Raw genomic sequence first — 12483 nt, 5'->3', positions numbered from 1 at the left:
TTCTGAGAAATTTGTTGTTGAGAATAAGTCGCTTAGTGGTGACCAGGCGCGAGCGACGGTGAAACAGGCCGCTGAATCCCTGAAAAACCAGATCAGGGATAAACCTGGTGAGGGCACGACTTCTTCTATCGCCAACGCCGTCATTAACGGTCTTGCATATACCGGCGATGCGGCATTAGGTAGCGTGGATTACGCAGCCGATGCGGCAATGGCGCTGGCGTTCTGTACAGCAGGGGATAGTTACTGCGTAACAGCCCTGAATGATCTGGCCGGGATTATATTACCTGGTAAGAAGGTTCCTGGGGTTGTTAAAGAAGTTGATCCAAACCTCGAAATAGCAACCGGACAAGCCGTAGGAACCTCTCTGGCAAGGAGCAACAGCGAAACAGTAGACCCGGCTTATCGGAACAATCAGGTAAAACCGGGGGAGTCTTTACAGAATCAGGCATGGCTGCTTCACGTACACCTCAGCGTTGAATCTGCCAGATGCCTTAATAAAATACCGGCCCGGTCACCGAAGCGAAAAAACAGTCGGTGTCTACGGCGGATGGAGGGGCAGGTAGTGAAGCCCTGCGTTCAGGCGCGGGCAATTGATTGACTCATTTTTAAAAGGAATTAAAGCTAATGAAAGCAAAAATTATGATGGCAGCATTAATTTGTGGTGGTCTTTTTGCCAATACCAGCGTGCAGGCTGACACTCACACGGTCTCAGTCGGTTATGCACAGAGTAAAGTCGGGTATTTTAAAAATATCCGCGGGATAAATATCCAGTATCGCTATGAATGGGATTCTCCTGTCAGTGTTATCGGCTCGTTCAGTTACATGAAAGGTGACAATGACTATTCATACCGGGTCGATTTTCACGGCGATCCCAGCGGATATGACGGTCATGAGACTTTGAAATACTACTCATTGCTGACCGGACCGGCGTACCGCATTAATAATTATGTCAGCATTTATGCCCTTATTGGGGCAGCTCAGGCAAAAGTGGAAGATACAACGACCTATCTTACTCAGTATTCAGAAAAGTTCAGCAGCAGTGCAACGTCATTCGCCTATGGTGCTGGTGTTGTTGTTAACCCGACAGAAAACTCCTCTGTTAATATCGGCTATGAAGGCACCAATGTGAAATTTGTGAAAAAACATAAAATAAATGGATTTAACCTGGGCGTTGGCTACCGCTTCTAATCCTGACTGAAGTTGAGAATAACTCACTTGGCCTGCCGGGCGGGATGACGAATTACGGTCCGGCAGCATCTGTAGGCAAGTTTGTGGATGGCGCAGTTATCGCGAAAATCGCCAACGGGACTTACCCGTGGTTTTATCTTAATCAGCCGGGAATGAGAATAAAGACCGGTGTTTGAACTTACAGACCTGTAAGTTTGAAGTGAACCAAGATAGCTGGATGCTAACGTAATAAGCTGCGGTTCATATTAACTGAAATTAATAAGTTTTTTCCAATCTATAATTAACATAACTAAAGGATTATTTATGAAGTTCACTAATGCTTTTAATTTTTTTTATTCATTTTTTTATTGTCTGGCTGCCAACTTGATATGAATCGAGCGGTTGAAGATTATAGCGGAAGTGATGCGGCGAAGATAAGAGTTTTGGATAAAGGTAAGCTCAGTCTGGTTTTTTATGAGTGGGATGGTGATTGCTACAAAGAGGTAGAAACCAGAAAACTGACTTCAACTTTTCACTTGTCGTTGTTAAGCTCTGCTGATTATAGCACTGGTTTCTCGAAAAAAATAAATATGCAAACCCTGAGCAGTTTTGGTAATAAAAAGGTGAAGGAATATGTAATAAGGGCAGGGGGAAGTTACAGGATCGTTAACGCAAACAGTATTCCTGATTACTATGGGAGCAATATTGTTTATAAGGAAAGTATCTCTTTTGTACCGGAAAAAAATCATGAATATGAGGTTTATGCTAAAGATCCGGAATATATAAAAGGTGCCGGAAATATAGTAATCAGTGATTTAACTACACATGAAATTGTTAAAACGTGGAATGGTAAAGTTTGTAGTTGAGAATAATGCGCTTAAACTACAATAGGGGATGATGAACTATGAACAGGCGGTTGACTAGTAGAATCAGTATTCCCATGATAATAATCTGACACCAGAGCAGACTCGGTCTGGAATGGGTCTGCTGGCGAAAGGCGTCAGAGAACCGGGCATAAACGCCACGAAGTAAGAACGTGCCGCTTATGATAAAGCCCTGAAAGAAACTTCCGGCTACAAAACCGCCCAACAGAAATGGGGTACTGGCAGCGCCATCCAGCAAGGGATTTAGGCGGCCACGGCCGCAGTACAGGGGGTGGCGGGTGCAGCCTGCAATTCCCTCTGGAATCAACCGGATTTGTTCTGAAGGTCTGGCAAAGAGACTCCGGGTTACTCTATCGGCTATTGTCAGCCCTGGCTGGGGCAGGGTTAGCGGAGATATCTATGTATTTTCTCAAACCCATTGGGCGGTTTACGCCGCGAGGATCGGAAAACGGCAGTTTAAACGTGGGAGATAAAGATACTTTGACTGTCCAGCTGGTATCACCGATAAAGCGGAAGCTGGCGGAGTGGGGCGAAACCTTTAAATCTTCGAAGTAACCTGAAGAATAAGCGGCTCCGATAGTCAGTTCCTCTATTACACCCTGAGAGAGATCAAGCAGCAGCAGTGTCAGCATTTCCTCATAAATAATGTCGTCCGTCACGAATAAGAGATAGTGGCGATCATCAACTCTTATTGCAGCTTCAAGCACTTTTCCTGGAATAATAATCCCCGTTGAGTTAGCGCCAATCAGGACTTCGGAAAGAGCCTGAGTGGTATCTGTTGCTTCACTGACTTCTGATAGTGATAGTGTAGAGACTTGTTCCATCTTTATTTCCACCAGTTGCCTGTTTCCCATGCCGCTAAAGCACCGCCAACAAATCCGCCTAATAACACGCATACAGGTGCACCGGGTCCACACATCAGACCGGCAACCGCGCCGCCAGCCCAGCCGCCTGCGATACCTGCTCCGTTAATAGCAATTTGCCTGCCTGTTTCAGAGGCTTTATTTTCTGACGTGTATATTTCATATATCGATACACCTACAGACAGAACTATTAAGCCCTTAGCCGCGCGAGATAATTTCAACATTCTCAGATTAACCTGAGGATTGGATTTACCTGCCGACTCTACAATCCTGGCATACACCTGATTTTTTTGCGTTTCTGATAAGCGATTAAAGTCAGCCCTTGACCCGTACATAGACGCAGTTTTCTTTGCGACTAATTCATTAAGTGTCACGCCAGAAGTTTTCATCCTTTCAGCCATGGCTCTGCCAAGCGGCGTGCTCCGGGTGCGTACCATATCCATTATCAGATTTCTGGTTTCCTGAGCCTCCAATGCTGCTTTTTCCCAGCTAATGATGCCACTATTCGCTTTGGCTTTTAAATCTGCTGCCATTTCTTTAATGCGTCTGGAATACTCAAGACGCAACCGGGGATCGACTGAGAGCCTGGCCGCGGCTGCAGAGACATTCCCTTGTAAGGCATTTACTGCACTTTCAAATTTCGCCTTCCCGTCAGAGTCCAGCGTACTAAGCAAAGCAGTATCCATTTTCAGCCCCTGTAAGGTGAGCAATTGTCAAAATATAACAAACAGACTATTGGGAATAAAATAGCCACTTTTAAGAATGTGATGCAAAGAAGTGAGAATAGTCCTATAACAGGTGTTTTGTAAGTAGACCTTTTTTAGTTCCAGACACTTTTTGAGGTTTCCGTTTTTTTGATCTCCTCCCAATATCCCTGCCAGGCTAAATCAGTGCTCCTGGCCTTTTGGATGACTTTTGGAAAAATTCTGCCGGAGCCAGGTTATTTAACGTCGGAGGAAGGTCAGCCAGATAAGGTGGATGATTTTATTACACTCTACTGCAGGGAGCGGCTCTAATCGGTCCCATCTTTTACTATCTTCCCGTTTTTCCTCATACGATATATTTCAGCATCAGTAGTAAAAGAAATTCCCATGTTTTTACTGTCACTAACTGAGAAGACTCTGTTTTTTTCTATACAATTAATAGGTGGTTTCATATCGTCAAAGCAACGTCTGTCATATTTCCCTTCTTCTTTGTAACCATCGCCAAAATCCCAAAAAATGATGGAGAAAAACCCATCTTTTGCGCGTTCTGGAATATTATATTTTTCTTTCAACATATCCTTGTTTTTTAGCCACCAGCTTATTTTACCCTGATCAGTTAAAGGAAAGTTTCTTACCAGAACAGAGCTAAACTCTCTATCCTGATGAACCGCTACAACTTCTACTGAACGTACCGATAACCACAGGAGGACGCCCGGAAGGGCGGAGCCAACCAATAACAGCGCATAAAGCGTTTTTTTACTTTTTACTTTCACTACGCCCTCCGGTAATCTCTACAGTGGCTTCCATATTGGTCATGTAGGGTTTAAAGCCAAACTGAGTATATCGCTGGAGCACAAACCAGATGCGGAAAAAATGAAACTGGCTGAATTTTGTTTTCAGTATATCGTTGCTGTCAAGGCCGAAATGATCCTGAACCTTGTAATGCACCACAGCCCGGAAACGGTCGTTATTAATATATAGAGATTTAATCGTGATATGCGTTGCCCAGGTATCATGAACCGTAATCCCCATGCCGTTAAAATTATCCTGGAAACGGTCAAATTTAGGGAGTTTCCCATCCAGAATAGCTTTTCTAAGCCGGTTTCTCGCTCCCGTTGGAAAGAATTTATTTTCCCAATTGATATAAGTATTAAATGCTTCTTTCAATAACAGACGTGTACTATTTTCCTTTGAGGAATCCCTGATAATATGCTCTTTCAATGCCTGGTCCAGCGAGATATCACGAAAAGGCATACCATCACCGTTCTGCATATGGGTGATCATCTTTTCGATCAGGTGGCTGTATGGCCCGTAGAGGGAAAACTTGCGGGATAACGAGCGGAATTCGTCAAACAGCAGAGCTGTACACTGCTGGCGGCTAATCTTTTCACCCTGGCCGCGCAGATTGCAGCAGAACATGGACTGAGGGCGATCCATTGAGGAACGCAGGGTCAGTGTGTAAGGGTCAACCTGATCTGATATGTAATCCAGTTGATAATCGGATTTTAACTGTCCTTCGGTCAGATCACCGCAGCGCATATCACTGGCGCTGTAGTCATCCATCCATCTCTGGGTTTTGAAGATAGTGCAGGGAAACTGTAATGCGGCCATAAGTATACATTCCTTGTATATTCATCCGGGTAATTTTCACAAAGAATAGTAACCGGTGAAGGGAAGGTGTGTAAACTTTATACAGGCCTGGCCAAGGTTTTTCAGATTTTGGCCCGGTGGGGAGGCACCCTGTCGGGCTTTCAGTACATCAATGACAATGTCATAAGGTAATAGGTCATCCGGGCGACTCATTACGACCGGAAGTTTCTCGATATATCTTTTCAACCCATAGGAAAACTCATTAATAATTTTTCTACTTCCTTACCGCTGATCCATACCGGATGCATGGATAATTGACTGTAGTCCACATACGAATGGAAAACCTATTTAGATGATAATTTTATAATATCACCGCCGGGGTCCAGACGATAATTATCACCATCGTACACGGTGAACATTTCGCCAATATTTCTGCTTTTATCCACGGAGAAAACAGCATGCTTTTCGATGCAATTTACTTTTGTCTTCATATCATCAAAACAAAGTCTGTCATGTTTCCCCTTTTTTTTATATCCTTCCCCAAAAAGCCAGAAAGTGACATAAAAGTAGCCAGATGAATCAGGTTTTGGAATGCTATATTTATCTTTTAATACATCTTTGTTTTTTAACCACCAGTTAATTTTTCCTTTATCAGTCGGCGGGAAATTAGTGACTAAAACATCACTGAAACCATTACTTCTGTGATGAATATCGACAATCTCTACAGGACGGAGAGACAGCCAAAGCCAGTAGACAAGCAACACGCAGGCTGCAAGAAAGAGTGGGACAATAGCTTTGGTATTTTTAACTCTCATTTGCGAGTCCCTGTAACTTCTATGGTGGCTTCCATATTAGTCATAAATGGCCTGATGCCAAACTGATTGTATCGCTGGAGCACGAACCATATACGGAAGAAGTGAAACTGGCTGAATTTTGTATTCAGTATATCGTCACTATCAAGCCCAAAATGGTCCTGAGCTTTGTAGTGTACCATGGCCCGGTAACGGTCATTATTAATATTTAGAGATTTAATGGTGATATGCGTCGCCCATGTGTCATGGACGGTAATCCCCATGCCGTTAAAATTATAGCGGAAACAGTCAAGTTTAGGGAGTTTCCCACTACGAACCATTTCTTTTAATTTACTCTGCTCGTGTGCCGGATAATTATTTTTATCCCAGTCAATATATTTTTCAATAACCTCGCGCAATCTTAAATAAGTACTATTTTTTGTCCTGTCTTTAAGAATCTGTTCTTTTAGAGCCTTGTTCAACGCCGTATCACTGAAGGGAGAACCGTTACCGTACTGCATATGGGTGATCATCTTTTCGATCAGGTGGCTGTACGGCCCGTAGAGGGAAAACTTGCGGGATAACGAGCGGAATTCGTCAAACAGCAGAGCTGTACACTGCTGGCGGCTAATCTTTTCACCCTGGCCGCGCAGATCGCAGCAGAACATGGACTGAGGGCGACCCATTGAGGAACGAAGGGTGAGTGTGTAAGGGTCAACCTGATCTGATATGTAATCCAGTTGATAATCGGATTTTAACTGTCCTTCGGTCAGATCACCGCAGTGCATATCACTGGCGGTGTAGTCATCCATCCATCTCTGGGTTTTGAATATAGTGCAGGGAAACTGTAGTGCGGCCATAAATATACATTCCTTGTATAATCATCCGGGATATTTTTCACAGAGAATAGTAACCGGTGAAGGGAAGGTGTGTAAACTTTAAACAGGCCTGGCGGAGATTTTTAGATTTTAGCCCGGTTGGGCGGTAACATGTTGGGCGTTCAGTACGTCGATGACAATGTCATAAGGTAATAGGTCATTTGAGCGACTCAGTACGATCAGGGTTTCTGAGATATGTAATACGTGAGTTCGTAGCGCATTAGAGTCAAGTTTTTTGGTTATTATTACAGCCCGGGTGAGGGTGACTATTCGTCTTTAAGTTTTATTATATTACCGTTTTTTTCCATACGGTATCTTCCATCGTATACTGTAAATAACATCTCTTTTTTCCTATTATTTTCTACAGAGAAAACGGCATTTTTATCTATGCAATTTTTAACGATATTCATGTCAACAAAGCAGCGGCGGTCATACCTCCCTTGTTCTTTGTATCCCTCGCCAAAATCCCAAAAATTTACATAAAAATTACCAGAGGATGAAGGAGAGGGGATATTATATTTTATTTTCAATGAGTCTTTATTTTTCAGCCACCAGTTTATCTTTCCCTTATCGGTGAATGGGAAGTTTTTTACTAAAATTTCGCTAAAATTATCCTCCTGATGAACAGCAATAATTTTGACTGGGCGTGAGGCCAACCACCAGAAGTAGCCAGTCAAAGCGCAGCTGGTTATACCCAGAGCCAGGGAAATTTTTTTAAGGTTAACTTTCATAGCGGTCCCCGGTAATCTCTACAGTGGATTCCATATTGGTCATAAATGGCTTGAATCCAAACTGAGTATATCGCTGGAGAACAAACCAGATGCGGAAGAAATGAAACTGGCTGAATTTTTTTTTCAATATGTCGTTGCTATCCAGGCCAAAGTGATCCTGAACCTTGTAATGCACGACAGCCCGATAACGGTTATTATAGATGTGCAGTGATTTTATAGTGATATGCGTTGCCCAGGTATCATGAACCGTAATACCCATGCCATTATAATTATCCTGAAACCTGTCAAATTTGGGTAACTTGCTATCAAGTATTATTCTTGTTATTTCCCGTCTCATTTCGGAAGGGTAAAATCTATTATTCCAGTCTGTATTTTTACTAATAATCTTTTTAATTCTTAAAAAAGTACTGTTGTCTGTCTTGTCATTAAGGATATGTTTTTTCAATGCCTGGTCCAGCGAGATATCACGAAAAGGCATACCATCGCCGTACTGCATATGGGTGATCATCTTTTCAATCAGGTGGCTGTATGGCCCGTAGAGCGAAAATTTGCGGGATAACGAGCGGAATTCGTCAAACAGCAGAGCGGCACACTGTTGGCGGGTAATCTTTTCACCCTGGCCGCGCAGATTGCAGCAGAATATGGACTGAGGGCGATCCATTGAGGAACGCAGGGTGAGTGTGTAAGGGTCAACCTGATCTGATATGTAATCCAGTTGATAATCGGATTTTAACTGTTCTTCGGTCAGATCACCGCAGTGCATATCACTGGCGCTGTAGTCATCCATCCATCTCTGGGTTTTGAATATAGTGCAGGGAAACTGTAATGCGGCCATAAGTATACATTCCTTGTATAATCATCCGGGGTAGTTTTCACAAAGAATAGTAACCGGTGAAGGGAAGGTGTGTAAACTTTATACAGGCCTGGCCGTGATTTTTCAGATTTTAGCCCGGTTGGGAAGGAATCTATTGATTTTTAAATGGATTAATTAAATTGTGATTTGGTAAATCGGCCGTCTAACAGCAATCGATGTATTTTGAATGATATTCCCGGCAATGCTTTAATTGGACAAAGGTGGTTGTACTGGTAGTTTATACCTCAAAGAGCCCTATGTTTTTGGAAATATGAATATCTTTCAAATGGTTGTCTGTTTTTGGTTCTAAAATTTAATAAGAATGGTCATACTGGAATGAGTTGAGGCCCGCGGCTAATTATTGCCGACCTTATCCCCGTTGGGATAGCCTTCTGAACAATTTTCTACTTCTACACGGATGGTGCGGGCCGGATAGGGGGGATGATTTTATTGCAGTCCATATGCGAGGGGAGCGTCTCTAATCTGACTCGTCTTTTACTATCTTCCTGCTTTTCTTCATGCGATATATTTTATTATTAGTAGTAAAATAAATTCCCATATTCCTGCCGTGACTGACAGTAAAAACCTTATTTTTTTTTATGCAGTTTCTTGGTGGATTCATATCCTCGAAACAAAGTCTGTCATATTTACCTTCTTCTTTATAACCATCACCAAAATCCCAAAATACAACAGTAAAAAAACCATAAGTGTCGGGCTGGGGGGCTTTATGAATATTTTTGAGCATGTCCTGGTTTTCCTGCCACCAATTTATTCTCCCTTTATCCGTAAAAGGAAAATTCTTCACTAATATATAACTGTGATTACCGTTTTCGTGTACAGCGACGACTTCTACCGTGCGCAGTGACAACCATAGTACGCAAGCTGGTAGCAGACAGGCAAAGAAAGACAGCGCAAATAGAGTTATCTTAAATTTAACTTTCACTACGGGTCCCACTAATCTCTACAGTGGCTTCAATATTCGTCATGTATGGCTTGAATCCAAACTGAGTATATCGCTGGAGTAAAAACCAGATACGGAAGAAATGAAGCTGGCTGAATTCTGTATTCAGTATATCGTTGCTATCCAGGCCAAAGTGATCTTGCACTTTGTAATGCACGACAGCCCGGTAACGGTTATTATTAATATATAGAGATTTAATCGTGATATGCGTTGCCGAGGTATCATGAACAGTAATACCCATACCATTATAATTATCCTGGAATCTGTCAAATTTTGGTAATCTCCCTTCGGAAATCGCTTTTGATAGTTCCCTTTTTTGATTGGTTGGGTAATATTTTTTATCCCAGTAAATATAGGTATCAAACGCCACTTTCAACAATAATCTTGTACTATTTTCCTTCGAATTATCCCTGATAATATGCTCTTTCAATGCCTGGTCCAGCGAGATATCCCGAAAAGGCATACCATCGCCGTTCTGCATATGGGTGATCATCTTTTCGATCAGGTGGCTGTAGGGTCCGTAAAGGGAAAACTTGCGGGATAACGAGCGGAATTCATCAAACAGTATTGCGGCACACTGCTGGCGGGTAATCTTTTCACCCTGGCCGCGCAGATTACAGCAAAACATGGACTGAGGGCGATCCATTGAGGAGTGCAGGGTGAGTGTGTAAGGGTCAACCTGATCTGATATGTAATCCAGTTGATAATCGGATTTTAACTGCGCTTCGGTCAGATCACCGCAGCGCATATCACTGGCGCTGTAGTCATCCATCCATCTCTTGGTTTTGAATATAGTGCAGGGAAACTGTAATGCGGCCATAAGTATACATTCCTTGTATAATCATCCGGGGTAGTTTTCACAGAGAATATTAACCGGTGAAGGGAAGGTGTGTAAACTTTATACAGGCCTGGCCGTCATTTTTCAGATTTTAGCCCGATGGGGAAAGAATCTATTAATTTTTAAATTGATTAATTAAATTGCTATTTTGTAGATCGGCAATCTAACAGCAATCAATGTGTTTTGAATGATGTTCCCGGTAATGCTTTAATTGAATAAAGGTTGTTGTACCGGTATTTGATACCTAAAAAAGTCTAATGTTTTTAGTAGAATATGTATATTAATCAATATGTTGTATAATGCTGGCTCTAAAGTTTAATAAGAGTGGTCATAGTGGAATGAGTTGAGGCCTGCGGCTAATTATTGCCGATCTTATCCCCGTCGGGATATCCAGTTGAGCATTTTCTACTTCCATTCGACTGGTAAAAACCGGATAAGATGGATGCTTCTATTGGTGTCGTTATGCGAGGTAGATGACAGTTCTAATCGTAATCGGTTTTTACCATCTTACCGTTTTTTGTTACTCGATATATTTCTCCATCGACCCAAAAAGACATTCCCGTATTTTTACCATTCTTAACAAACATTAGAGAGATTTTATTAATACAATTTAGAGGTGGGTTCATATCACTAAAACATAGCCTGTCATAACCATCACTTTCTACGTATCCATCGCCAAAATCCCAAAAGTTGACCGTAAAAGACCCCCCTGTATCAGGTTTAGGAATACCATATTTTTCTTTAAGAATATCCTTATTTTTCAGCCACCAGTCTATTTTACCTTTATCGTTAAGTGGGAAATTGTTAACCAAAATTTCACTGTAATTATTTTTTTGATGAACGGCGACAATTTCTACCGGGCGCAGTGAAAGCCAAAGCCAGTAACTTAGTAGCACACAGCCAGAGAGAAAAAACAGACCAAAGAGTTGTTTTTTTTATATTTCATTGCGCCTACCAGTAAGCTCAATAGTGGTTTCCATATTGGTCATAAATGGCTTAAACCCAAACTGATTATATCGCTGGAGTATGAACCAGATACGGAAAAAACGGAACTGGTTGAATCTAAATTTTGAAATGTCGTCAACATCGAGACCAAAGTGATCCTGTACCTTGTAATGCACCACGGCCCGGTAACGGTCATGATTAATATTTAGAGATTTAATCGTGATATGTGTTGCCCAGGTATCATGAACAGTTATTCCCATACCGTTAAAGTTATCAAGGAATCTGTCGAATTTTGGCAGTTTCCCTTTCATTATCGCTGTTTTTAGTTCATCTTTTTTATCTGTTGGGTAGTATTTTTTTTCCCAGTCAATACGGTTTTTAAATACATCTTTCAACAACAGACGGGTACTGTTTCTCGTCTTATCACTAAGAATATGTTTTTTCAATGCCTGGTCCAGAGACATATTATGAAAGGGGGAACCGTTGCCGTTCTGCATATGAGTGATCATCTTTTCTATCAGGTGGCTGTAGGGGCCGTATACCGAGAACAGGCGCGATAAATCGCGGAACTCATTAAACAGTATTGCGGAACACTGCTGGCGGGTAATCTTTTCCCCCTGGCCGCGCAGATTGCAGCAGAACATGGACTGAGGGCGATCCATTGAGGAACGCAGGATGAGTGTATAAGGGTCAACCTGATCTGATATGTAATCCAGTTGATAATGGGATTTTAACTGCGCTTCGGTCAGATCACCGCAGCGCATATCACTGGCGCTGTAGTCATCCATCCATCTCTGGGTTTTGAATATAGTGCAGGGAAACTGTAATGCGGCCATAAGTATACATTCCTTGTATAATCATCCGGGGTGGTTTTCACAAAGAATAGTAACCGGTGAAGGGTGGGTGAGTAAACTTTATACAGGCCTGGTCGTGATTTTTCAGATTCTGGCTCGTTTGGGAGGTTACCTGTTGGGCGTTCTGTACATCAATGACAATGTCGTAAGGTAATAGTTCATCTGAGCGATTCAGTAACTACCAGGGGTTTCTGCGATATATATTACGTGGGTCCATAGCGTATAAGGCTCAATATTTTGGGGTATTATTGCTGCTTATTACGCTAATGTTCTCGGGGGGATTTAGGTTAATTAATATGAAAATTATCAGATTCCCAGCGGACAAAACCCAATGAAAAAACGATACCGACCTGTGAATAATCTGAGTTCACAAAGTATCGACAAGTACAAAAACCGAAGACCTTAAAAAGTATCTGGAACTGAA

At 42.2% G+C, this 12483-nt stretch carries 15 protein-coding genes; 3 read left to right on the top strand and 12 right to left on the bottom strand.

The genetic code is table 11. The features are described from left to right. Positions 1 to 58: 58 nt before the first annotated feature. The 3 genes from HA49_RS21800 to HA49_RS20580 all read left to right on the top strand — a co-directional run bounded on the left by HA49_RS21800 (position 59) and on the right by HA49_RS20580 (position 2033). Positions 59 to 598: a hypothetical protein gene (locus HA49_RS21800; RefSeq protein ID WP_038022333.1), complete on the top strand. Its 540-nt coding sequence runs from the start codon at positions 59 to 61 to the stop codon at positions 596 to 598. Between the two features lie 26 nt (positions 599 to 624). Beyond that, positions 625 to 1188, top strand: a complete 564-nt coding sequence (locus HA49_RS09235) for an Ail/Lom family outer membrane beta-barrel protein (protein ID WP_038022331.1) — start codon at positions 625 to 627, stop codon at positions 1186 to 1188. A 368-nt stretch (positions 1189 to 1556) separates the two neighbouring features. Beyond that, positions 1557 to 2033 (top strand): hypothetical protein, encoded by a 477-nt coding sequence (locus HA49_RS20580; RefSeq protein WP_038022329.1) that lies wholly within the window; start codon positions 1557 to 1559, stop codon positions 2031 to 2033. A gap of 368 nt (positions 2034 to 2401) precedes the next feature. Here HA49_RS20580 and HA49_RS09220 read toward each other — a convergent pair whose 3' ends face one another. From HA49_RS09220 to HA49_RS09165, 12 genes are all read right to left on the bottom strand, one after another. Continuing rightward, on the bottom strand, positions 2402 to 2875 hold the full coding sequence (locus tag HA49_RS09220) for a hypothetical protein (protein ID WP_038022327.1): 474 nt from the start codon (positions 2873 to 2875) through the stop codon (positions 2402 to 2404). Between the two features lie 2 nt (positions 2876 to 2877). Next, a complete protein-coding gene (locus tag HA49_RS09215; protein WP_038022324.1) occupies positions 2878 to 3600 on the bottom strand; it encodes a hypothetical protein in 723 nt (240 codons plus the stop codon). Between the two features lie 326 nt (positions 3601 to 3926). Next, entirely contained in the window at positions 3927 to 4391 is a 465-nt protein-coding gene (locus HA49_RS09210; RefSeq protein WP_038022321.1) for a DUF943 family protein, read from the bottom strand. Beyond that, positions 4375 to 5229 carry a YPO3983 family protein gene (locus tag HA49_RS09205; protein ID WP_038022319.1) on the bottom strand — a complete coding sequence of 285 codons (855 nt, stop codon included), beginning with the start codon at positions 5227 to 5229 and terminating at the stop codon, positions 4375 to 4377. Before HA49_RS09205 ends, HA49_RS09210 begins: the two co-directional genes overlap by 17 nt. A gap of 323 nt (positions 5230 to 5552) precedes the next feature. After that, a complete protein-coding gene (locus HA49_RS09200) occupies positions 5553 to 6023 on the bottom strand; it encodes a DUF943 family protein (RefSeq protein WP_038022317.1) in 471 nt (156 codons plus the stop codon). Beyond that, the gene (locus HA49_RS09195) at positions 6020 to 6859 is read right to left on the bottom strand and encodes a YPO3983 family protein (protein WP_038022315.1); all 840 of its coding nucleotides are present in this window, start codon (positions 6857 to 6859) and stop codon (positions 6020 to 6022) included. The genes HA49_RS09200 and HA49_RS09195 overlap by 4 nt, the downstream gene beginning before the upstream one ends. Positions 6860 to 7143: 284 nt before the next feature. Further along, on the bottom strand, positions 7144 to 7608 hold the full coding sequence (locus tag HA49_RS09190) for a DUF943 family protein (protein WP_038022313.1): 465 nt from the start codon (positions 7606 to 7608) through the stop codon (positions 7144 to 7146). Beyond that, positions 7598 to 8443, bottom strand: a complete 846-nt coding sequence (locus HA49_RS09185) for a YPO3983 family protein (protein WP_038022310.1) — start codon at positions 8441 to 8443, stop codon at positions 7598 to 7600. The genes HA49_RS09190 and HA49_RS09185 overlap by 11 nt, the downstream gene beginning before the upstream one ends. Positions 8444 to 8939: 496 nt before the next feature. Beyond that, positions 8940 to 9404: a DUF943 family protein gene (locus tag HA49_RS09180; protein WP_038022308.1), complete on the bottom strand. Its 465-nt coding sequence runs from the start codon at positions 9402 to 9404 to the stop codon at positions 8940 to 8942. Beyond that, complete coding sequence (locus HA49_RS09175) at positions 9394 to 10242, bottom strand: YPO3983 family protein (protein WP_038022305.1); 849 nt, start codon at positions 10240 to 10242, stop codon at positions 9394 to 9396. Before HA49_RS09175 ends, HA49_RS09180 begins: the two co-directional genes overlap by 11 nt. A 500-nt stretch (positions 10243 to 10742) precedes the next feature. Further along, positions 10743 to 11177, bottom strand: coding sequence for a DUF943 family protein (locus HA49_RS09170; protein WP_038022303.1), 435 nt, complete (start codon positions 11175 to 11177; stop codon positions 10743 to 10745). Positions 11178 to 11195: 18 nt separating this feature from the next. Beyond that, positions 11196 to 12041, bottom strand: a complete 846-nt coding sequence (locus HA49_RS09165; RefSeq protein WP_038022300.1) for a YPO3983 family protein — start codon at positions 12039 to 12041, stop codon at positions 11196 to 11198. Positions 12042 to 12483: the final 442 nt, after the last annotated feature.

The organism is Tatumella morbirosei (genome assembly GCF_000757425.2).
Taxonomy (GTDB): domain Bacteria; phylum Pseudomonadota; class Gammaproteobacteria; order Enterobacterales; family Enterobacteriaceae; genus Tatumella; species Tatumella morbirosei.
This window is presented reverse-complemented; position numbering and strand designations above follow the sequence as displayed.

Excerpts from the sequence above, each read along its gene's own strand:
- HA49_RS09205 (WP_038022319.1), bottom strand. The coding sequence starts at position 5,229 with ATGGCCGCATTACAGTTTCCCTGCACTATCTTCAAAACCCAGAGATGG.
- HA49_RS09185 (WP_038022310.1), bottom strand. The coding sequence starts at position 8,443 with ATGGCCGCATTACAGTTTCCCTGCACTATATTCAAAACCCAGAGATGG.
- HA49_RS09165 (WP_038022300.1), bottom strand. The coding sequence starts at position 12,041 with ATGGCCGCATTACAGTTTCCCTGCACTATATTCAAAACCCAGAGATGG.
- HA49_RS09175 (WP_038022305.1), bottom strand. The coding sequence starts at position 10,242 with ATGGCCGCATTACAGTTTCCCTGCACTATATTCAAAACCAAGAGATGG.
- HA49_RS09200 (WP_038022317.1), bottom strand. The coding sequence starts at position 6,023 with ATGAGAGTTAAAAATACCAAAGCTATTGTCCCACTCTTTCTTGCAGCC.
- HA49_RS09215 (WP_038022324.1), bottom strand. The coding sequence starts at position 3,600 with ATGGATACTGCTTTGCTTAGTACGCTGGACTCTGACGGGAAGGCGAAA.
- HA49_RS09190 (WP_038022313.1), bottom strand. The coding sequence starts at position 7,608 with ATGAAAGTTAACCTTAAAAAAATTTCCCTGGCTCTGGGTATAACCAGC.
- HA49_RS20580 (WP_038022329.1), top strand. The coding sequence starts at position 1,557 with ATGAATCGAGCGGTTGAAGATTATAGCGGAAGTGATGCGGCGAAGATA.
- HA49_RS09195 (WP_038022315.1), bottom strand. The coding sequence starts at position 6,859 with ATGGCCGCACTACAGTTTCCCTGCACTATATTCAAAACCCAGAGATGG.
- HA49_RS09220 (WP_038022327.1), bottom strand. The coding sequence starts at position 2,875 with ATGGAACAAGTCTCTACACTATCACTATCAGAAGTCAGTGAAGCAACA.
- HA49_RS09235 (WP_038022331.1), top strand. The coding sequence starts at position 625 with ATGAAAGCAAAAATTATGATGGCAGCATTAATTTGTGGTGGTCTTTTT.